Here is a 20,118-nt window from a genome sequence, read left to right as displayed (position 1 = left end):
ATATATGTCACACTTCACGGACATCCATCTCTCCTATTTCAGGAGTCTTTCTTCATTATAACATATTTCATAAAGATTCATGTTCATTCAGCACCACTTATGTAAAGTAAAAAGCTAGGAAGAACTTCTCCCTAGCTTTCTATTACTCTTCTTCTGCGTCAACGATAAAGTTCGGATCTAATTCTTCAAACTCATCATCATCGACTTGGAAATCCTCATCTGATTCTACACAACCTTCAGGATTTACACTTACACAAATTTTTGTTTCCCCAACTACTTCTGTTACAAATTCACGTTCTACAGTTACAACAATTTTATTCCCATTTGGCGATACAAGAGCTTCTAAACAATTTGGCGGTTGAATGACACGAGCAATAATTTCTAAATCGTCACCAGAGAAGTTCTTATCACGATAACCAATGCTTACTTCGTCAGTGTAGTTCACACGTTCTGTTACAACTTCAGTCTTTGTATTGCCATCAAACGAATACCAAGTGTTCACATCATAGAAACCTTCAATTTCTACATGTTTCCCATTCTTTCTCGCTTCGTACGAGTGGTTAATTACCCAGCACCCTAAAATACTTGTTGGCTCATTATTCGATTCACATGTATGCGTTGACTTTGTATACTTACGTCCTTTTCCAACCACTGCTTTTGTAATAATCTCTCTAAATTCGGACATTCGTAACCCTCCTCAATCACTATTCACTTAATCATATGCGTGACAATAGCGGAATGTGTCATTCTTTTTTTGAGAAGAACTTACGTTTAATCCACTAAAAAAAAGAGATGTCAATATGACATCTCTTTAACAACCACAATTTCCTTTTTTACTTTCTACCGCCGCACCAGTTTCACCCTTAAGTACATCGCCGCCAGTTGAAACTAATATTTCATCTGTAACATTATTAGAAATGGTACTCGCAACTAACTGTAGTAAGTCATTTACATATGTTTGTGAAGATTTAAACTCCTGCACAACTGGAATATTGTCTAACTTATCTTGAAGTGCGTCAATTTCAGCTTCTACTTTTTTCAAAGCTTCCCACTTCCCGTAATGTTGCAAGTTAACTGCTTGTTTTTGCAATGCTTTAATTTCATCAATTGCGTGCTTTACATTTTCATTTTTATGAATTTGCGCCTCTGCTTTCTTAAAAAAATCAACTTCTTCTGTTTCAGAAATCATTTTCGCTAATTCTTTCGCTTGCTCTACAATTTCGTCTTTCGTATATACTTTCATCTATTATTTCACCTCAATCGGTTCCTCAACTAATTCCCCGTTAAGAGACCAAGTTTTTGCTTCCGTTATTTTTACTTTCACAAGCTGACCAATTAAAGATTTTGAAGCGACGAAGTTTACAAGTTTATTCGTACGAGTATAACCTGCAAGTACTTCCGGATTATTTTTACTTTCCCCATCAACTAACACTTCTACAACTTGACCTTTATAACGATTATTCTTTTCAACTGCCAACCCATTTACGAGTGTGTTTAATCGTTGTAATCGTTCTTTCTTTACTTCCATAGGCACATTATCTTTCATTTTTGCAGCTGGTGTACCTTCTCGCGGGGAATAAATAAATGTAAATGCAGTATCAAATCCTACTTCACGATATAACGACATCGTTTCTTCAAATTGCTCATCTGTTTCATTTGGGAAACCGACGATAATATCAGTTGTTAATACTGCGCTTGGAATTGTTTCTTTAATTTTTCTTACAAGTTCTAAATAATGTTCACGTGAATATTTACGTGCCATAATTTTCAACATATCTGTGCTTCCAGATTGAACTGGTAAGTGAATATGTTCCACTAGATTTCCACCTTTTCCAAGCACTTCAATTAAGTGGTCATCGAAATCACGTGGATGACTCGTTGTAAAACGAATACGGGCAATATCAACTTTACGAAGTTCGTCCATTAAATCGCCAAGACCGTATTCTAAATCTTCAAAGTCTTTACCATATGCATTTACGTTCTGTCCAAGTAGCGTAATTTCTTTATAACCATTCGCAGCTAAATGACGAATCTCTTGAATAATATCTTCTGGACGCCTGCTTCGCTCTTTTCCGCGTGTATACGGTACAATACAATATGTACAGAATTTATCACAGCCATACATAATATTTACCCAAGCTTTAATATCGCCACGACGTACTTTCGGAAGGTTTTCAATTACGTCTCCTTCTTTTGACCAAACTTCAACTACCGTCTCCTTCGAGAACATTGCATCTTTTAGAATGTACGGTAATCTATGAATATTATGCGTGCCAAATACCATATCTACATGCTGATTTTTTTGCATGATTTTATTTACAACAGATTCCTCTTGAGACATACAACCACATACACCAATTAAAAGGTCCGGATTTCTACGTTTTAATGATTTTAAATGACCAAGTTCACCAAACACTTTATTTTCAGCGTTTTCACGAATTGCACAAGTGTTTAATAAAACTACATCTGCATCTTCAGTTGAAAATGTCGGTTCATATCCAAGTGTTGTGAAAATACCTGCCATTACTTCCGTATCATGCTCATTCATTTGACACCCATATGTACGAATATAAAACTTTCTTCCTGCACCAAAATTACGAAACTCTTCAGGTAAGCCAAAATCCCGTTCAATTTTAACTTCTTCTTTTCCACGCTTTTTGGCATCTTTTAAGGAAGGTGGTTGATATACGCTTTCAAAGTATTTGCTATAATCTTTCTCTTCTTTTTTCGTAGAGGAATTTGCTTGTTGACTTGCTAATCGTTGTTGCTCGTTCATCGGTAATCTCCTTTCACCCTTAACTATACACACTCTGTAGTCTATTTTAATGCGCTTAGACCCACCTTAAAAATGGTTAGATAGCTTGATTGAGAGATAACTTGTCCTTTGAAACTTGAGTAATCGATCTAATCATCCGTAAGAATGAAGTCTTCCCCACACAAATAGACATTCCCTTTTTATTATTTCATCTTGTACTACCCAAAAGCATATTGCTTTATCCCTATACACATTACCATAGTATGAAGCGTTTAGCCAATTTTGACAAGGAATAGGACCTGCCTTATCTTACATTTCATAAGCAATGAACTTGCCATTTCCATACAACGATCCTTATATTATTTTACCATTCTGAATTTTCTAAGTAAACAAAGCTATCCTATATTTTTTATTCAGTAAAAAAAGGTTGCCAAATGGCAACCTTTTAATCGTTACATAAATTCAGCAACAAGCTCATCAAACATTTTCTGATCCATATTTAAATCAGCTTGTACTAATGGCTTTTCACTATAGCCTTTTACAAGTTCTTGATATGATGGTTGCGCAGTATTTTGATAAATTAAACCTGTTACTAATCCGTTATTTTCCATTAATGTTTGCATAGCCATCATGCGATTAGATGGATCATATCCCTCTACTGTACTTAGTTTCGTTAAGTTCTCTTTGAACCAATCGTACGTATTTACTTTATTATAAGTAACACATGGACTAAATACATTAATTAATGAGAACCCTTTATGGTTAATACCAGCTTCAATAATTTGCGTTAATTCTTTTAAATCACTTGAAAAGCTTTGCGCCACAAATGTTGCACCAGCTGTTAATGCCATTTCCATAACATTTAATGATGGTTCAATCGAACCTTGTGGTGTACTTTTCGTTTTAAATCCAGCTTCACTACGTGGTGAAGTTTGGCCTTTTGTTAATCCGTAAATTTGGTTATCCATTACTATATACGTAATGTCAATGTTTCTACGAATAGAATGGATTGTATGTCCCATACCAATCGCAAATCCATCACCGTCACCACCTGATGCGATAACTTTTAAATCACGATTTGCCATTTTCACACCTTGTGCAATCGGAAGGGCACGTCCATGAATACTATGCACACCATATGAATTAATATAACCTGATATACGACCTGAACAACCAATACCAGAAACAACAGCAAGTTCATCTGGATTTAAGCCAACGTTAGCTGCCGCACGCTGAATTGCAGCTTGCACCGAAAAGTCTCCGCAACCTGGGCACCAGTTTGGTTTTACACTGTTACGAAAGTCCTTAAATGTTGCCATTTAATACAACCCCTTTTTTGCATTCGTTGTAAATCTCTTTTGGCAAGAATGGGTTTCCATCATATTTTAAAAGACTAGAAATTTTCTCACCACTACCAAGATTCATTTTCATAATGTTAGCAAGCTGACCAGTCGCGTTGTTTTCTACAACTACAACACGTTTTGCATTTTTCACAAGTGGATCGATTTCAGCTTTCGGGAACGGGTGAATTAAACGGATTTGAGCATGGTTTACTTTCATACCCTCTTGTTCTAAACGCTCCATTGCCTCTTCGATCGCACCACGAGTTGAGTTAAATCCAACAAGCAATACATCTGCTTCCTCATGCTTAACATTTTTATAAACAGGGGTATTAAACTTCAAGTTCTCCATTTTACGGAAACGTTTGTCCATTTGATCTTTACGGTTTATTGCCGATTCAGATGGTTTACCAGTTTCATCATGTTCTACACCTGTAACATGGTGAATACCATTTTTCATACCAGGTAAAACACGTGGTGAAACGCCATCTTCTGTTACTTCATAACGCTTGAAGTATGCTTTATTTTCACGTTCTGGTAATTCTGCTTCTAAATCCAGCTTACCGCGACGAATTTCCACTTTATCTAACGTAAGCGGTTCTACAGTTTGTTTACCTAAAGAAAGCTGTAAATCCGTTAAGAAAATAACAGGCACTTGATATTCTTCAGCTAAGTTAAACGCTTCTACAATATCATAGAAAGCTTCTTCCACTGTACTTGGCGCCATTACGATTTTTGGAATTTCACCATGCGTACCGTAAATCATCGCCATTAAATCAGACTGCTCTTGTTTCGTTGGTAACCCCGTACTTGGACCACCACGTTGCGTATCAACAATTACTAGCGGTGTTTCTGTAATACCTGCTAACCCAATCGCTTCCATCATTAAAGAAAGACCAGGCCCTGCAGATGCTGTTAATGTACGAACACCAGCATAGTTTGCGCCAATTGCCATTGTACAAGCTGCGATTTCATCCTCAGTTTGGATTACTGTTCCGCCGACTTTAGGCAATTTTTTAATTAAGTATTCCATAATTTCAGATGCAGGTGTGATTGGATATGCTGACATAAAACGAGCGCCACCAGCTACCGCACCAAATGCGATTGCATCGTTTCCAATCATAAACATGCGTTTCTTACCATCAGCTTTTTCAAGCTGCATCATGTTAACTTTCTCACCTAGCAATTCTTTCATATATTGAGAGCCGCGTTTAATTGCGTCCATATTCTTTTGAACGACTTGCTCTCCTTTACGACCAAAGATTTCTTCAACAACATCCAAATAAGCTGTTTCGTCTAAACCTAATACCGCACTTGATGCTCCAACAGCAACCATGTTTTTCATTAATGATGTGCCTAATTCTGAAGCAATATCTGTAAACGGTATCACATATAAATTTACATCTGTATTGTCAGGTATTGTTGGATTAAATTTCGCATCCGCAACGACAATTCCGCCTGGACGTAGTTCGTGGAAGTTAAAATCAATTGTTTCTTGATCAAAAGCAATTAAAATATCTAAGTCATCTGAGATCGCACGTACTTCTGTTGTACTTACGCGAATTTTATTATTTGTATGGCCGCCTTTTATACGTGATGAGAAGTGGCGGTAACCGTATAGGTAATATCCTAATCGGTTTAATGCTATACAGAAGATTTCCCCTGTACTTTCAATTCCTTCACCTTGTTGGCCTCCAACTTTCCATGAAAGTTGACTAATCATCTCCTACACCCCTTTTGGCTGCATTCATTGTAGTGTATTTTTTTACAGTATTAGTTTAGCATTTTTTATGCAAATAAACTACAACGGACGCAAATTATGCCTCTTCTGATTTCCCTGAATCTTAAGTATAAAGCTATTTCGTTTTTCATTCTAGTATTAGGTCCTAAAAAAAGCAATAATATCAATTGAATTTATTTTAATTTTTCTGAATTTTTAAAACAAAACACTTAAAAACTTATATGTTCAACAAAGTTATCATACAAAAATCGTTCTACAGTTGATGCAGCATAGTGTTTATATAGTTCATTAATTACATTTTCATAATCTTCATACACCGATACATTTGCAACTGTTTCTAAAATCCCATCAAAATCTGAACCAAACCCTATGTTGTTTTCTCCACCTAGCGAACAAATATAATCGATATGTTTTATTATATCTGTAATATTCGCTTGTTTTTCATTTGTAAGAAACTGAGGTACAAAAGTGACACCAATCATGCCATTTCGCTTTATAAGGAATTGAATTTGTTCCTCATTTAAATTACGTGGATGGTCACACAGTTTATAGCAATTTGAGTGAGATGCAATAGGATTATTTGCAATTTCTACCACATCCCAAAAACTTCTCTCATTTAAATGGGACAGATCGGTCCATAAATGCAACGTATTAAGTTCTTGTACAACTTGTCTACCGAAAGTAGTTAAGCCTGCTCCACGTGTCTCTAGCGCCCCATCAGCTAACAAATTCGCATAGTTCCATGTTAATCCAAAGGAACGTAAACCTAATTGATAAAACAAACGTAATTTCATCGCTTCTTTTCCAATTGCTTCGCATCCTTCTAATGTTAAAAGAGCTCCAATCTCGTCCTGTTTTAACATACTTATATCAGCTTTCGTTCGGATCAACTTCACACCTGGTAGCGATAAAATTTCATTATAAAAAATATCTATCATTTGTAATGCCGCTTCAAAACGTTTTTCATATGCTACTGTTTCTGGCACATATATAGCAAAACATTGTATACTTCCTTTTCTTTTCTTTAATTGTTCAAATGTAATATGTAATTGTGAATCATTTTTAAAATTCTTTTTCCCCTTTGCAATCCATAACTGTAAGAGTACATCACAATGAGCATCAAAAATTTTCATTTTCATTCCTCCACTATAAAAATAACCTGTTTGCATACTGCAAACAGGTTGTTTAAACTTAACGAGGTTCTACAATTAATTTTATTGCTGTACGCTCTTCCCCATCAATCATAATATCTGTAAACGCTGGGATACAAATCAGGTCCAAACCACTAGGCGCTACAAACCCTCTTGCAATTGCTACTGCCTTTACCGCTTGGTTCAATGCACCTGCACCAATAGCTTGAATTTCTGCTGTTCCGCGTTCGCGAATAACACCTGCAAGTGCACCAGCTACAGAATTAGGGACCGACGTTGCTTTAACTTTTAATATTTCCATTCCGCGTTTCCTCCTCGTTTCTTTAAAAAGTATTAGCAATTATATCACTTTAACTTATATTCACGAGGAATGGCGCGTATTCCTGCTAAATTTTCGTAATTTTTCTAAAAAATTAAAATATAATAACTTATTTAAATCTTTACGGAGATTTACTCAAAAAATGGTTGATCGTCATTAATTAAAATGCGCTCAATTTTCTTTGCTTTTCCTGTATTCGGATCCACATCAATTAGCACTGCACTTAATTGTGTTCTACCATTCGTCACTTCAAATCTTACCGGTAAGTTTGTTAAAAACTTCTTCAAGACCGCTTCTCTATCCATACCTAAAATTCCGTCATACGGGCCTGTCATACCAACATCTGTAATGTATGCTGTTCCGCTTGGTAAAATACGATTATCTGCTGTAGGAACATGAGTATGTGTACCTACTACCGCTGTAGCACGACCATCTACATACCAACCTAGCGCTTGTTTTTCACTTGTAGTTTCCGCATGAAAATCAACAAAGATAATATTCGTACGTTTTTTCGCAATGTTAATTAATTCATCCACTTTTCGAAATGGACAATCAATCGGAGGAAGGAACGTACGCCCTTGTAAGTTAATAACTGCAACTTCTGTTCCATTACAATTCACAAATATAAGACCTTTTCCCGGTGTTCCTTCTGGGAAGTTAGCTGGTCTTGCAAGATATTTTGCATCATCAATAAATTCAAATACCTCACGATTATCCCAAGCATGGTTTCCAAGTGTAACCGCTTGTGCGCCGCACTCTAAAAAGTTTCGATAAATTTTTTCTGTAATACCACGCCCACCTGCTGCGTTTTCTCCATTAATGATTGTTACTGTAGGTGTATATTTTTTCTTTAACGCCGGTACGTATTGTTGAATCATACTTCTACCAGGAGATCCTACTACATCCCCAACAAATAATATTCTCATATGTCTTACCCTTTCTATGTACTACATTTTTTATTACTATAACTTCAAGCAATTTCCTTACAACAAATTTATTATAAGTTTGTTTCACTTGATTTTCTTTATTTTATCCAATTCCAACACAAAAAAATAAAGTGGTGTTTCACCACTTTATTTTGCGTATTCCACTGCACGTGTTTCACGAATAACAGTTACTTTAATATGTCCTGGGTAATCCAGTTCATTTTCAATACGTTTTCGAATATCACGAGCTAAACGATGAGCTTCTAAGTCATCGATTGTATCTGGTTTTACCAGAATACGAACTTCACGTCCTGCTTGAATTGCGAATGATTTTTCAACGCCTTCATAAGACTCTGAAATCTCTTCTAACTTTTCAAGACGACGAATGTAGTTTTCAAGCGTTTCACTACGAGCTCCCGGTCTTGCAGCTGATAATGCATCTGCTGCTGCAACTAAAACTGCAATGATAGAAGTTGGTTCTGTGTCACCATGGTGAGATGCAATACTGTTTATAACTACAGGATGCTCTTTATATTTCGTCGCGAGTTCAACACCAATTTCAACGTGACTACCTTCTACTTCATGATCAATAGCTTTCCCGATATCATGTAATAGACCTGCACGTCTTGCTAGTTTTTCATCCTCACCAAGCTCTGCTGCCATAAGTCCAGTTAAATATGCAACTTCCATAGAGTGTTTTAAGACGTTTTGTCCGTAACTTGTACGGTATTTCAAACGACCTAAAATCTTAATTAAATCTGGATGTAATCCGTGAACACCCACTTCAAACGTTGTTTGCTCTCCGACTTCGCGAATATACTCGTCCACTTCACGTCTTGATTTTTCGACCATCTCTTCAATACGCGCTGGGTGAATACGTCCGTCCTGTACTAGTTTATCAAGAGCGATACGAGCTGTTTCACGACGAATTGGGTCGAATCCAGAAAGGATTACCGCCTCTGGTGTATCATCGATAATTAAGTCAATACCCGTTAACGTTTCTAACGTACGAATATTACGACCTTCACGCCCGATAATACGTCCCTTCATTTCGTCATTTGGAAGATTTACAACCGAAACGGTTGTTTCAGCAACATGATCAGCTGCACATCTTTGCATTGCAAGAGATAAAATCTCTTTTGCTTTCTTATCCGCTTCTTCTTTCGCGCGAATTTCACTTTCTTTTACCATAACGGCAATTTCATGAGAAACTTCACTTTCCACTTTACCAAGAATAATTGCTTTCGCTTGTTCGCGTGTCAGATTGGAAATGCGCTCTAATTCTGTTTGTTGCTTTTGAACTAACTCTCCCACTTTGCTTTCCAACTCTTCAATCTGTTGTTGTTTCGCTACAAGAGAATCCTCTTTCTTCTCTAACTGTTGCTCGCGCTTATCGAGCGTTTCGTCTTTACGATCAAGGTTCTCTTCTTTTTGCATTAAACGATTTTCTTGTTTTTGTAATTCGCTTCTACGGTCACGAATTTCTAATTCAGCTTCTGTACGAAGTGTATGAATTTCATCCTTTGCTTCTAAAAGCGCTTCTTTCTTAAGTGCTTCTGCATCACGATTCGCTTCGTCTAAAATACGTCTCGCTTCATTAGCTGCACCATTAATCTTCGCTTCAGCAATAGACTTTCGAACAAAAAAGCCAACAACTGCACCGACTGCTGTTGCAAGCAAAATGGAGATGAGTATCCAAAATGTACTCGTCATGATTTCACCTCCCCTTGCTATGAATGAAAAAAGACTGTCGGCATGTACATTGAATTACAACATACAGCAAAGACCGTCGTCCCGCTTTTTTAAGGGACTTTCTTCATTTCACAATTAAAATGTCATATTATTATTTCGGCAAGATTTAAACCTTACTCCGAATATTACTTCTCTTCTTGAGAAGAGTATATCGTATATAAGAAAAAATATACATTCTCATTGTATCTATCGGAATTTTCATTGTCAAGCGTTGTCTACTTTTACTTTCTTTACCTTCAGTCCTGAATGTTATCTGAATTTGAAAAATTGATAGCATATTATCCTGGAAAACCTTAGTAAATACCATTTTATTCCCTTAAAACATATGAATATCCCTCTTTACACATCCCGTTTGAGTCAAAAAAAATTTTTTTAACTACTGCGATATACACGATTTTAATAGAAGGTAAAAAAATAAAAGACACGGGAACGTGTCTTTTATTTTTTAATCTTGAAGAGTTGAATCTTCCGTGTCTTCCACACCTGAGTCTTCACCAATTCCGTGATGATCACGAACAAAGAAGGCAATTTCCTCTCTTAAATCCGTATTCTCTTTTAAGAATTGTTTTGAATTTTCACGACCTTGTCCTAAACGTTCTTCATTATACGAGTACCAAGCACCACTCTTTTGAACGATATCAAGTTCAGAAGCCATATCTAAGATTTCACCTTCTCTTGAAATACCTTCTCCGTACATAATATCAACTTCAGCAACACGGAATGGTGGTGCTACTTTATTTTTCACTACTTTTACTTTCGTTTTATTACCAACGATGTCGTTACCTTGTTTTAATTGCTCAGCACGACGTACTTCAAGACGAACTGTTGAATAGAATTTCAACGCACGACCACCTGGAGTTGTTTCTGGCACTATCTATAGATTTTCCATCTCTATAGTCCGGACTATCTCTTCATCTCTTTACAGAGAGCCTTGCACTTCCAGCAGTAGCCTATCATCTGCCGTACCCTACTCAGTTAACTAAAAGTCCTTTTCGGTAGTCTCTACACCTTCCCCATATCACTATGGAGCTTGGCACGGTATTACCCTAAATAATGGTGGGCTTCACCGTTAGCAACTATATGGATAGTTACACCCTTAGGCAATAAGGTTCACAAGGTTTTTTTACATGCTATCACTAGCAAGGGAAACCCATGGTAAACTCCTTAATCTTTTGCAAGACTTTTTCTTTATTTGCTAACTCTTCTTCATGTATAACAAGATATTTATAGCAGCCCTCTTCCATAAATAAAAGTTTTCTTTTATCTCGTTCTTTTATCTTTTTGAGTGAGTGTGCCCATTTCCCATGGACATCTAAACAATATTTTCTACCTAAGTAGAAATCAATAGACCACTTATCGATTCTTTTTTGCTTAATGAACGCCAGATCTAAACTTAACAACATCTGTTCAACCTGTTGTTCCAGTAAAGTATCATAATTTTTCTTTCTGACCTTTACATTAAGCTCTTTTCTCCTTTTAGCAACACATGTATCGGATACGCCATACTTAATAGCAATTTCAACATGTGATAAATATGGATTTTTCAATTCTTGTTCAACTTCTGCGGTTTTAGGCAAGTAAATCTTTCTATATCTGGTTCTTTTAATTCCGAGTAACTTTAATATTTCACCTACTCGCCTTTCATCAAGATTAATTTCTTTACCTATATCTTTCAATTTGCTATCCGCATGTGTCACAATAAAATCCACTTGCCATTGTTCTATGTTTCGATAAGTTCTATTTCCAATTGTCACTGCCACTTTAATCTCTCCCTATAAGAAATCCCTTATAAAGACTTAGTCGAAGAAGACAAATAAAGACTCAAGTACATTACTTTGATTAAGCAACTTGTAGTTGATTTCCGAACATAACCCCAACTTTTTCACGAATTTGGTTGATAAAGATTGCGATTGTTTTTGATTTATTGATTGCACCTGAAAGCTTACGAAGTGCTTGTGACATTAAACGTGCTTGTAAACCTACGTGTGAGTCACCCATGTCTCCTTCGATCTCTGCTTTCGGTACAAGAGCTGCTACAGAGTCAATTACGATAATGTCAACCGCGCCACTTCGTACAAGTGCTTCTGCGATTTCTAGTCCTTGTTCCCCTGTATCAGGCTGTGATAATAGTAATTCATCTATGTTAACGCCTAATTTTTGTGCATATACAGGATCCATTGCATGCTCCGCATCAATAAACGCTGCTTGTCCACCTTGACGCTGTACTTCAGCGATTGCATGTAATGAAACTGTTGTTTTACCTGAACTTTCAGGTCCGTAAATTTCAATAATACGGCCACGTGGGTATCCGCCTACCCCTAGTGCCACATCAAGTGCTAAAGAACCACTTGAAATTGTAGAAATTCTACGCTCAGCTTGTTCTCCTAATTTCATAATTGAACCTTTACCGAATTGCTTCTCTATTTGTTTTAACGCCATATCTAATGCCGCTTGACGATCACTCATTCAAAATTCCTCCTTAACTGAATTGCTAATCTTATTATACCTATTTTCAATTCAATTTGCCAACAAAAATCGAACATTTATTCGATTTTTTTATTTTCCATTACATAAAACTGCATTTAACCATTAAAAAAAGCTAAAAGAGACTTATATCTCTTCTAGCTTTTTATACAAATGATAAAACCCATATTTTGCTGAGCGTTCCCTAATTTGTTGACGACTTCCGCTTAAATTTAGAGGAAAGACTACAGTTGGTTCATCTTTAATCGCCAATCCAACAAATACTGTTCCCGGCTCTTTATGTTCTGAAGCATCTGGTCCTGCTACCCCAGTGAAACTAATTCCGATATCCGCTTTTAATAATTCTTTAACATTTTCAGCAAGATAACGAGCACATTCTTTACTAACTGCACCGTCAGTAGACAACACTTCCTCAGGTACATGTAAAACATGTTGCTTCACATCATTATGATAACAAATGACACCGCCTTTAAATACTGAAGACACACCAGCACTTTCTGTTACTTGATTACCGAAGAGACCACCTGATAAACTTTCTGCACACGCTAAAGTTAATCCTTTTTTCTTCAATAACTCTATCACCTTATAGTGCAGAAACTCTTGGTCATACCCGTAGAAAAATTCTCCTACTCTTTCTAAAATCAAATCTTCCATATGCTGAATGAGTTTCTCCGCTTCATGAGCATTTTGATGCTTCGCAGTTAAACGTAATGTCACTTCTCCATCATTCGCAAGCGGGGCGATTGTCGGGTTCGTTTGTCCATCAATTAAATCTTGAACTTTCACCTCTAATTGAGATTCCCCAATTCCGAAGAAGCGAAGCACGCGAGAATAAATGTTTTCTCCTGTTGTAAAGTTACGTAAAAAAGGCTCTACATAACTTACATACATTGGCCTCATTTCTTTCGGTGGTCCTGGTAATAAAATATAAACTTTTCCGTTCTTATTTAAACCCATACCAGGTGCCATACCGTGATCATTTGCAAATACAGTTGCTCCATTCAAAACGAGTGCCTGCTTTTTATTATTTTCAGTGAACTCACGACCTGTACGCTTAAAATAATCGCTTATTAATGCTAATGCATTTTTGTCATATACAAGCTCTTCCCCTAAGCTAGACGCAATTGTTTCCTTCGTCAAATCATCTTTTGTCGGGCCTAATCCACCTGTAAAAATAAGCATGTCCGCACGTTCTTCTGCAACTTCAATCGCCTGCTGTAATCGTTTGTTATTATCTCCAACTACAGTATGGTAGTACACATTAATGCCAATTGAAGCTAACTTTTCAGATAAAAACTGGGCGTTTGTATTTGCAATTTGTCCAAGTAATAATTCCGTTCCAACCGCAATAATTTCAGCATTCATCCCAATTCCCCCATAAACTTCTATTTTGAGTTTACAAAAGCAGCTCTATTTTTCCAGAAATAATCCCATCCTGAAATAACAGTAAAAATTAATGCAATCCATATAAAGATATCAGCAACTGGAATATGGATTAAATTTAACGGTACATCGTGTAATAAATACGCTGCAATCGCAATAATTTGTGTCCATGTTTTAATTTTCCCTAATTGATTCGCTGCAACGACTTCCCCTGTTCCAGCAAGTACAAGTCGTAAACCTGTCACAGCAAACTCACGACTTATAATTACTATAACGATCCAAGCTGGTACAGATCCCATCTCGACTAATGTGATAAGTGCTGCCGAAACAAGTAATTTATCTGCTAACGGGTCAAGGAATTTCCCTAAGTTTGTTACAAGATTATACTTTCTTGCGTAATGTCCATCAATCCAATCTGTAGCTGAGGCAATAATAAAGATAAGCGCCCCTACTAAGTGTTGAATTGGTAGATCTACATCACCAATTGTGTATGAACCCCAATCAAAGGGTGCTAACATAATTACCATAAAAACTGGGATTAAGAAGATTCTAGATATTGTAATTTTATTTGGTAAATTCACAGCTATTCCTCCATCATATCAAAAACATTTGTTCATTGAAAAAAGTCATCGAAGCGATGACTGTTATTGTGCAGGTTGCTCTACCCCTTGGTTTTTTATCACCAATCTTTGGTGAAGTTCTTTTTCTGGATCCAATGGGTAAGCGACCACTTGGCCATTCAGTTTAACTTCAACATTCGTTGCATTTCCAATATTAAGTCGCACTTCTTTTGCTGTTGATAAATCACGTTTTTCTGTTTGACCACTTTGTACTGTAGTGTTTAGAATTTCATTACCCGCATCGTCCTTAACATCTACATAACTTGTACCCTTCGCTGAAATTTCCAGTTCTAATGTTTTATTATTATGAATTTCCAAAGTAGATACCTTACCACTTGTTCCAACTACTTTTACTTCTTGTTGTCCAGTTGGTTCCTCTTTCTTTGGCTCTTCTTTTTTTGGCTCTTCTTTCTTTGGTTCTTCTTTCTTTGGTTCTTCCGCTTTCGCTTCATCTTTCTTCGTATCTAGCGGAGAATTTTCTGCTTTTTTAACTTCAATTTTCTCACTTTGAGTAGCCGGAACTCGTCCGTCATCTTTACCAGTCAGTGCTTGAATAACAAACCAAACTACGACTCCAAATGCGATTACTAACAATGCAATTAAGATTTTCGGCATATGATCTGCCATTGGCAATGATGAAGATTTTTGCATTGTTTCTTGTGTTTTTTGTCCAGTTGATACTTGTGGAACATCACGATTTTCAGATTGTGGTATCGTACTCTGATATTCTACAAGCAGTTCCTCTCCATTTAATCCAGCCGCATCTGCGTATTGTTTAATGAATGCACGTGCATAAAAAGCTCCTGGCAATACGTCATAATTGCCTTCTTCAATCGCTACTAAATGGCGTTTTTGAATTTTTGTAATCTCATGCAGCTGATCAATAGACAAGCCTTTTGCTTCTCTTGCTTCTTTCAGCTTTTGTCCTAATTCTGTCACTACTAACACCTCAATATTTCTTTAAAAGTCGAACATAGAGAAATTATTTTGCGTACCTTGCTCAATTTCATCTACTAAATTATATTGAATTTCTTCATCATAATCGTTACGTAACTCGATAATATAATCAAAATCATCCAATGTGTATTCTGACTGACTCACAAATACATCAGGATGTTCCACAACTTTCGTTGCAGGCAATCTCATAATTTCACGAACGAGTTGCCAATGCCTTTCATTGGCACGCTTTGTTGACACAATTCCATCTAGGATGAAAATATTGTCATCGCTATACTCATCTTCAATCAATTGACTACGAACAGTTTGCTTAATGAGAGTAGATGATACAAATAACCATCGTTTATTTGCACAAACACTTGCGGCAACAATGGATTCTGTTTTTCCGACACGAGGCATTCCTCGTATCCCAATTAGTTTATGGCCTTCTTTTTTCATGATTTCCGCCATAAAGTCTACAAGTAATCCTAATTCATCACGCACAAAACGAAATGTTTTCTTGTCATCTGCATCTCGTTGTATGTACCTACCATGTCTAACCGCTAGTTTATCCCTTAGCTTTGGCGGACGATATTTCGTTACCGTTATGTTATCCATCGTATTTAAAATTGATTCAAGTCTAGAGATCTGCTCTTGATTATCACACATAAGGAGTAACCCACGTCGTGCATTATCAACACCATTAATTGTGACAATATTAATGCCGAGCATACCGATTAACGAAGAAACGTCACCAAGCAAGCCAGGTCGGTTTTTATGTATTTCATATTCAAAATACCATTCAATCATCCAAGATCACTCCCCTTGCTTACTTTACACCTACGTACTATATTATATGATTTCACCTTAATAGGGAAGCTAAATGTATAATCTCTCCCGTGTAATTATTATACAAAAAAAGTAGAGAGGAGAATCTCCTCTCTACTTTTACTTATGTTGTACAAACTTAACCATTAAATTTGCGATTGTATGCTGCTCTTGTTCATCAGCAACTTTCCAAAGCTCAGACAATAATTTTTCTTGATCGTTACGCGCTTCTACTTCATTTGCTAAATAATCGCCAACACGAAATGCCATATCTGATACGGCACCATTATTAAGCCCTTTTCCTTCCGCTTGTTCTAAACGTTCTCCTAAAAAGCTCTTCCACTGATCAAAATTATCTAACACTGACATAATTAAGCACCTCACTATTGAGTAATAAAATCATGCTTAATTTGTGCAACTTTTCATTTTTTATGTAAGAATTTTTTAACAATGCCAGCCACCATTCACACCGATAATTTGTCCAGTTATGTAAGATGCTCCTGGTGATACGAGAAATGAAACTGTCTTTGCTACCTCTTCTGGTAAACCTATTCTGCCTAATGGTATCTCTTCAGCAATGCCAATCTTATCTTCTTCAGAAAAGACACTTAACATTTCCGTTTCAATTGCACCTGGTGCTACTGCATTCACACGCAATCCACTTAAAGAAACCTCTTTTGCTAAAGCTTTCACATATGAATTTTGTGCTCCCTTTACCATTGAATATAACACTTCACAAGAAGCCCCTATTTGCCCCCATATAGATGAAACAACTACAATATTTCCACTTCTCCGCCCAATCATAGGTGGAAGTGCCTTTGATAGTAATTTATATACACTCTTAACTTGAAGTTCTACCATATAATTCAACTCATCATTTGTTACATCTGTCACTAATCCAAAGATACTCTTCCCAGCTGCGTATACGATAACATCAATAGGATGTTCAATTTGTCCCCACAACTGCTCTGCCCCATCATTAGAAGCTAAATCCGCTTGAACAGGAATCACTTCACCCCATTCCTTCTGTAACTCATTTACCTTGTCTTCACTGTTATTGTAATGAACATATACAGTATATCCATCTTGAATTAATTGTTTTGAAATAGCAGAGCCAATCCCTCCGCTCCCTCCAGTTACTAATGCATACTTTTTCATAATTACCCTCTCTTATCTCTACAAGCTCATTTTTCATATAACTAAATAATACCCTCATCTTACAATTTATCAATGATAAGATGAGGGTATCTTTTAAATTTTATTTTTTCGGTAAAACTTGACAAACGCTCATTTTTTCTTCTGATAATAATAATTTCGCTACTTCTTGTAAATCTTGAACAGTTAGACTTTCTAATTCAGTCAATGCATCAAACAAGCTAGATTCATTAAACGCATATCGCGTAAATTGATTTGCAATATATTCCGGTGAATTCAACGAGCGTAAAAAGCCACCAATTTTCTTTTTCTTTACTCGTTCTAATGCTGCCTCATCTAATTGATCATAATTTGTGTTTAATAAAATATCTTTCAAACGCTTTTCCAATTCATCCGGTTGCTTCGTATCACCGCCAACCATTGCAAAACCGAAGTTATTCTCTTCCGTATAATCATACGAGAACGAATCATCAATAAGCCCTTCATTATATAACGATTCGTAATGAACCGAGCTTTTTCCAAATAAATAATCTAAAAGTAACGTAAGCGCGATTTCTTGTTTTAAAAGAGCTTTCCCTTTTTCTTTTAAATTTGTCGCTTTAATACCGACTAAACATTTCGGTGTTTGTACAGGCATTGAAATGATTTTCTTCTTTTCATTTACCTCATTTGGTTCATCTTCAAATGAACGTACAATTTCCGGCTGATTTTTATAATCTTTTTTCGCTTGATTTTCACGCACTAAGTCCATTGTTTCCTCTGGATCAATTGCACCAACAACAAATAGTAACATATTGCTCGGATGATAAAATGTTTCGTAGCATTCATATAATAGGTCTTTCGTAATTTTACTAATAGACTCGATTGTCCCTGCAATATCAATTTTAATGGGGTGCTTTACAAACAAGCTATCAATTAATCCAAAGTATAAGCGCCAATCTGGATTATCTTGATACATTTGAATTTCCTGTCCGATAATCCCCTTTTCTTTTTCAACAGTTTTTTCAGAGAAGTAAGGCTCTTGTACGAAATTTAACAACGTATTTAAATTTTGTTCTACATTTGATGTGCATGAAAAAAGATAAGCTGTTCTTGTAAAGGATGTGAAAGCATTTGCCGATGCTCCTTGTTTACTAAACAATTGAAAAGCATCGTGATCTTCTTTTTCAAATAATTTATGCTCAAGAAAATGCGCAATTCCGTCAGGTACACGAATCATTTCTTCTTTACCTAATGGTACGAATGTATTATCCATAGAACCATACTTTGTCGTAAACGTTGCAAATGTTTTATTAAATCCTTGCTTCGGTAAAACATATACATCTAATCCATTCGGAAGTTTTTCATAATAGAGCGTCTCTTTTAATTGCTCATAAACAATCTTCTCCATTTATTCTCCCTCCGTTCCTTGTAAAAAGTAAATTGTATCTAGTTCAATATTTTTAGCAACTTTCACAATCTCTTCTTTCGTCACACTTTCTATACCTGTTAGCCATTCTTCAACTGGACGTGTACGATCTGAAATAATACCATGATATAGCATTTCCACAAATCCACGTGGCGTATCAATTGCTTCTAATATTTGATTTTGAATGACACTTTTCGTTTGATGCATCTCTTCTTCAGAAAAATCACCATTTTGCATCGCAAGCATTTGTTCTTTAATAATTTCAACTGCTTTTTCATAATTTTTTGCTTCAATCCCTGACATAACAAACAACAAGCCTTTATGACTTTCAAATCTTGATGCTGCATAGTACGCTAAACTATTCTTTTCGCGGACATTTACGAATAACTTCGAATGAGAAAAACCTCCAAATAGCCCATTGAACAATTGCAGTGCAAAATAATCTTCATCTTTATATGTGACAAACGTACGATAACCAATGTGTAATTTACTTTGTTTTAATTCTTGTTTTTCAACAACTTCTTTTTCTTCATTATTTCGCTTATGAAGGAGTACGTTTCTTTCTCTCACAGGACGCGCTGTAATAGAAAAATACTTACTTACAAGATCAACTGCGTTTTCTGAAATATCACCAATAATATATAGATCCATTTCATCTTCCGCTAACACCTTTTGATAATATTGATACAAACTTTCATTTGTAATAGAAGTAACACTCTCTTTTTTTCCATTTGCACTTAATCGATACTGTTCTACTTTGCACATTTCTTCGATTAAACGCTCATTTGCATAGCGCATTTTATCATCATAAGTAGCTTCAATTCTCTGCAAAAGCGCTCTTTTTTCACTTTCTACAATAGAAGGTAGGAAACTATTTCCCTCTGTTGCTGGATGTAAAACAATATCCGATAACATAGAAAGCGCTTTTTCAAATAACGGTGGTGCATCGTGTAAATATACTTCATTTGCAATGTCTACATAAATGGAGATGATATGGTCTTCCCCTTTTTTACTTACATCTACTCCCAAAGAAGATCCGTATAATTCTTCTAAATATTGACGTAGACGAATTACAGAAGGAAGTTTTTCTGTCGCACTTTGCAATACGTATGGCAATAGGGCACGCTCTGTCACCGTCTCCTCATTTAAAGGTGCTTTAAAACGAAATACAAAGGTATTTGTTTTATATTTATCAGTCGGAATAATATGTACTCGCAAACCACCTAACTCATGTAATTGTTGTTCCATTAGTTTCATTTATAGCCCTCCTTTACGTATATAGGAATATTCCTCTTCAATATACAGTTTTTAGAAATAAAA

18 protein-coding genes and 2 pseudogenes are annotated in these 20,118 nt (G+C 36.1%); all 20 read right to left on the bottom strand.

Going from position 1 to position 20,118, the window contains the following annotated elements; all coding sequences use genetic code 11:
- Window positions 1-142: 142 nt before the first annotated feature.
- Window positions 143-685: an outer spore coat protein CotE gene (cotE, locus tag A6J74_RS25760; protein WP_001288802.1), complete on the bottom strand. Its 543-nt coding sequence runs from the start codon at window positions 683-685 to the stop codon at window positions 143-145.
- A gap of 126 nt (window positions 686-811) precedes the next feature.
- Entirely contained in the window at window positions 812-1,243 is a 432-nt protein-coding gene (locus A6J74_RS25755) for a YlbF/YmcA family competence regulator (protein ID WP_000870465.1), read from the bottom strand.
- Between the two features lie 3 nt (window positions 1,244-1,246).
- Entirely contained in the window at window positions 1,247-2,776 is a 1,530-nt protein-coding gene (gene miaB, locus A6J74_RS25750; protein WP_001005380.1) for a tRNA (N6-isopentenyl adenosine(37)-C2)-methylthiotransferase MiaB, read from the bottom strand.
- A 431-nt stretch (window positions 2,777-3,207) separates the two neighbouring features.
- Complete coding sequence (locus A6J74_RS25745) at window positions 3,208-4,074, bottom strand: 2-oxoacid:ferredoxin oxidoreductase subunit beta (RefSeq protein ID WP_000190160.1); 867 nt, start codon at window positions 4,072-4,074, stop codon at window positions 3,208-3,210.
- Complete coding sequence (locus A6J74_RS25740) at window positions 4,061-5,818, bottom strand: 2-oxoacid:acceptor oxidoreductase subunit alpha (RefSeq protein ID WP_000625412.1); 1,758 nt, start codon at window positions 5,816-5,818, stop codon at window positions 4,061-4,063. Before A6J74_RS25740 ends, A6J74_RS25745 begins: the two co-directional genes overlap by 14 nt.
- A gap of 227 nt (window positions 5,819-6,045) precedes the next feature.
- Window positions 6,046-6,969 carry a dipeptidase gene (locus A6J74_RS25735; RefSeq protein WP_000688026.1) on the bottom strand — a complete coding sequence of 308 codons (924 nt, stop codon included), beginning with the start codon at window positions 6,967-6,969 and terminating at the stop codon, window positions 6,046-6,048.
- Window positions 6,970-7,027: 58 nt separating this feature from the next.
- Window positions 7,028-7,288, bottom strand: a complete 261-nt coding sequence (spoVS, locus tag A6J74_RS25730) for a stage V sporulation protein SpoVS (protein ID WP_000404341.1) — start codon at window positions 7,286-7,288, stop codon at window positions 7,028-7,030.
- Window positions 7,289-7,437: 149 nt separating this feature from the next.
- Complete coding sequence (locus A6J74_RS25725; RefSeq protein WP_001221099.1) at window positions 7,438-8,232, bottom strand: TIGR00282 family metallophosphoesterase; 795 nt, start codon at window positions 8,230-8,232, stop codon at window positions 7,438-7,440.
- A 147-nt stretch (window positions 8,233-8,379) separates the two neighbouring features.
- Window positions 8,380-9,945: a ribonuclease Y gene (gene rny, locus A6J74_RS25720; RefSeq protein WP_000204713.1), complete on the bottom strand. Its 1,566-nt coding sequence runs from the start codon at window positions 9,943-9,945 to the stop codon at window positions 8,380-8,382.
- A 484-nt stretch (window positions 9,946-10,429) separates the two neighbouring features.
- Window positions 10,430-10,852, bottom strand: a pseudogene (locus tag A6J74_RS25710) (recombinase RecA family protein); the annotation flags it as partial.
- A 268-nt stretch (window positions 10,853-11,120) separates the two neighbouring features.
- Entirely contained in the window at window positions 11,121-11,744 is a 624-nt protein-coding gene (locus A6J74_RS25705; RefSeq protein ID WP_000301533.1) for a PDDEXK family nuclease, read from the bottom strand.
- A 97-nt stretch (window positions 11,745-11,841) separates the two neighbouring features.
- A pseudogene (gene recA, locus A6J74_RS25700) lies at window positions 11,842-12,450 on the bottom strand (recombinase RecA); the annotation flags it as partial.
- Window positions 12,451-12,594: 144 nt separating this feature from the next.
- Window positions 12,595-13,833, bottom strand: a complete 1,239-nt coding sequence (gene cinA, locus A6J74_RS25695) for a competence/damage-inducible protein CinA (protein WP_000990726.1) — start codon at window positions 13,831-13,833, stop codon at window positions 12,595-12,597.
- 20 nt (window positions 13,834-13,853) lie between these two features.
- Window positions 13,854-14,432, bottom strand: a complete 579-nt coding sequence (gene pgsA, locus A6J74_RS25690; RefSeq protein ID WP_001052980.1) for a CDP-diacylglycerol--glycerol-3-phosphate 3-phosphatidyltransferase — start codon at window positions 14,430-14,432, stop codon at window positions 13,854-13,856.
- 63 nt (window positions 14,433-14,495) lie between these two features.
- Window positions 14,496-15,410, bottom strand: coding sequence for a helix-turn-helix domain-containing protein (locus A6J74_RS25685; RefSeq protein ID WP_000137455.1), 915 nt, complete (start codon window positions 15,408-15,410; stop codon window positions 14,496-14,498).
- 21 nt (window positions 15,411-15,431) lie between these two features.
- Window positions 15,432-16,217, bottom strand: coding sequence for a DUF3388 domain-containing protein (locus tag A6J74_RS25680; RefSeq protein ID WP_000574107.1), 786 nt, complete (start codon window positions 16,215-16,217; stop codon window positions 15,432-15,434).
- A 138-nt stretch (window positions 16,218-16,355) separates the two neighbouring features.
- Window positions 16,356-16,604, bottom strand: coding sequence for a DUF3243 domain-containing protein (locus tag A6J74_RS25675; protein WP_000114447.1), 249 nt, complete (start codon window positions 16,602-16,604; stop codon window positions 16,356-16,358).
- A gap of 75 nt (window positions 16,605-16,679) precedes the next feature.
- Entirely contained in the window at window positions 16,680-17,393 is a 714-nt protein-coding gene (gene ymfI, locus A6J74_RS25670; RefSeq protein ID WP_000759598.1) for an elongation factor P 5-aminopentanone reductase, read from the bottom strand.
- A gap of 100 nt (window positions 17,394-17,493) precedes the next feature.
- A complete protein-coding gene (yfmH, locus tag A6J74_RS25665) occupies window positions 17,494-18,780 on the bottom strand; it encodes an EF-P 5-aminopentanol modification-associated protein YfmH (protein WP_000411962.1) in 1,287 nt (428 codons plus the stop codon).
- Window positions 18,781-20,055 carry an EF-P 5-aminopentanol modification-associated protein YfmF gene (yfmF, locus tag A6J74_RS25660; RefSeq protein ID WP_000772426.1) on the bottom strand — a complete coding sequence of 425 codons (1,275 nt, stop codon included), beginning with the start codon at window positions 20,053-20,055 and terminating at the stop codon, window positions 18,781-18,783.
- Between the last annotated feature and the right edge of the window lie 63 nt (window positions 20,056-20,118).

Source organism: Bacillus sp. FDAARGOS_235 (assembly GCF_002073415.2).
In the GTDB taxonomy this organism is placed as follows: domain Bacteria; phylum Bacillota; class Bacilli; order Bacillales; family Bacillaceae_G; genus Bacillus_A; species Bacillus_A toyonensis.
The sequence above is the reverse complement of the archived record's forward strand: the minus strand, read 5'-3'. Positions and strand labels throughout refer to the sequence as shown.

What these genes read in the sequence shown, in the direction of transcription:
- rny (WP_000204713.1), bottom strand. Translation starts at nt 9,945, where the DNA reads ATGACGAGTACATTTTGGATACTCATCTCCATTTTGCTTGCAACAGCA.
- A6J74_RS25755 (WP_000870465.1), bottom strand. Translation starts at nt 1,243, where the DNA reads ATGAAAGTATATACGAAAGACGAAATTGTAGAGCAAGCGAAAGAATTA.
- A6J74_RS25725 (WP_001221099.1), bottom strand. Translation starts at nt 8,232, where the DNA reads ATGAGAATATTATTTGTTGGGGATGTAGTAGGATCTCCTGGTAGAAGT.
- cotE (WP_001288802.1), bottom strand. Translation starts at nt 685, where the DNA reads ATGTCCGAATTTAGAGAGATTATTACAAAAGCAGTGGTTGGAAAAGGA.
- A6J74_RS25680 (WP_000574107.1), bottom strand. Translation starts at nt 16,217, where the DNA reads ATGATTGAATGGTATTTTGAATATGAAATACATAAAAACCGACCTGGC.
- A6J74_RS25745 (WP_000190160.1), bottom strand. Translation starts at nt 4,074, where the DNA reads ATGGCAACATTTAAGGACTTTCGTAACAGTGTAAAACCAAACTGGTGC.
- miaB (WP_001005380.1), bottom strand. Translation starts at nt 2,776, where the DNA reads ATGAACGAGCAACAACGATTAGCAAGTCAACAAGCAAATTCCTCTACG.
- A6J74_RS25735 (WP_000688026.1), bottom strand. Translation starts at nt 6,969, where the DNA reads ATGAAAATTTTTGATGCTCATTGTGATGTACTCTTACAGTTATGGATT.
- spoVS (WP_000404341.1), bottom strand. Translation starts at nt 7,288, where the DNA reads ATGGAAATATTAAAAGTTAAAGCAACGTCGGTCCCTAATTCTGTAGCT.
- A6J74_RS25740 (WP_000625412.1), bottom strand. Translation starts at nt 5,818, where the DNA reads ATGATTAGTCAACTTTCATGGAAAGTTGGAGGCCAACAAGGTGAAGGA.
- cinA (WP_000990726.1), bottom strand. Translation starts at nt 13,833, where the DNA reads ATGAATGCTGAAATTATTGCGGTTGGAACGGAATTATTACTTGGACAA.
- ymfI (WP_000759598.1), bottom strand. Translation starts at nt 17,393, where the DNA reads ATGAAAAAGTATGCATTAGTAACTGGAGGGAGCGGAGGGATTGGCTCT.
- A6J74_RS25675 (WP_000114447.1), bottom strand. Translation starts at nt 16,604, where the DNA reads ATGTCAGTGTTAGATAATTTTGATCAGTGGAAGAGCTTTTTAGGAGAA.
- yfmF (WP_000772426.1), bottom strand. Translation starts at nt 20,055, where the DNA reads ATGAAACTAATGGAACAACAATTACATGAGTTAGGTGGTTTGCGAGTA.
- yfmH (WP_000411962.1), bottom strand. Translation starts at nt 18,780, where the DNA reads ATGGAGAAGATTGTTTATGAGCAATTAAAAGAGACGCTCTATTATGAA.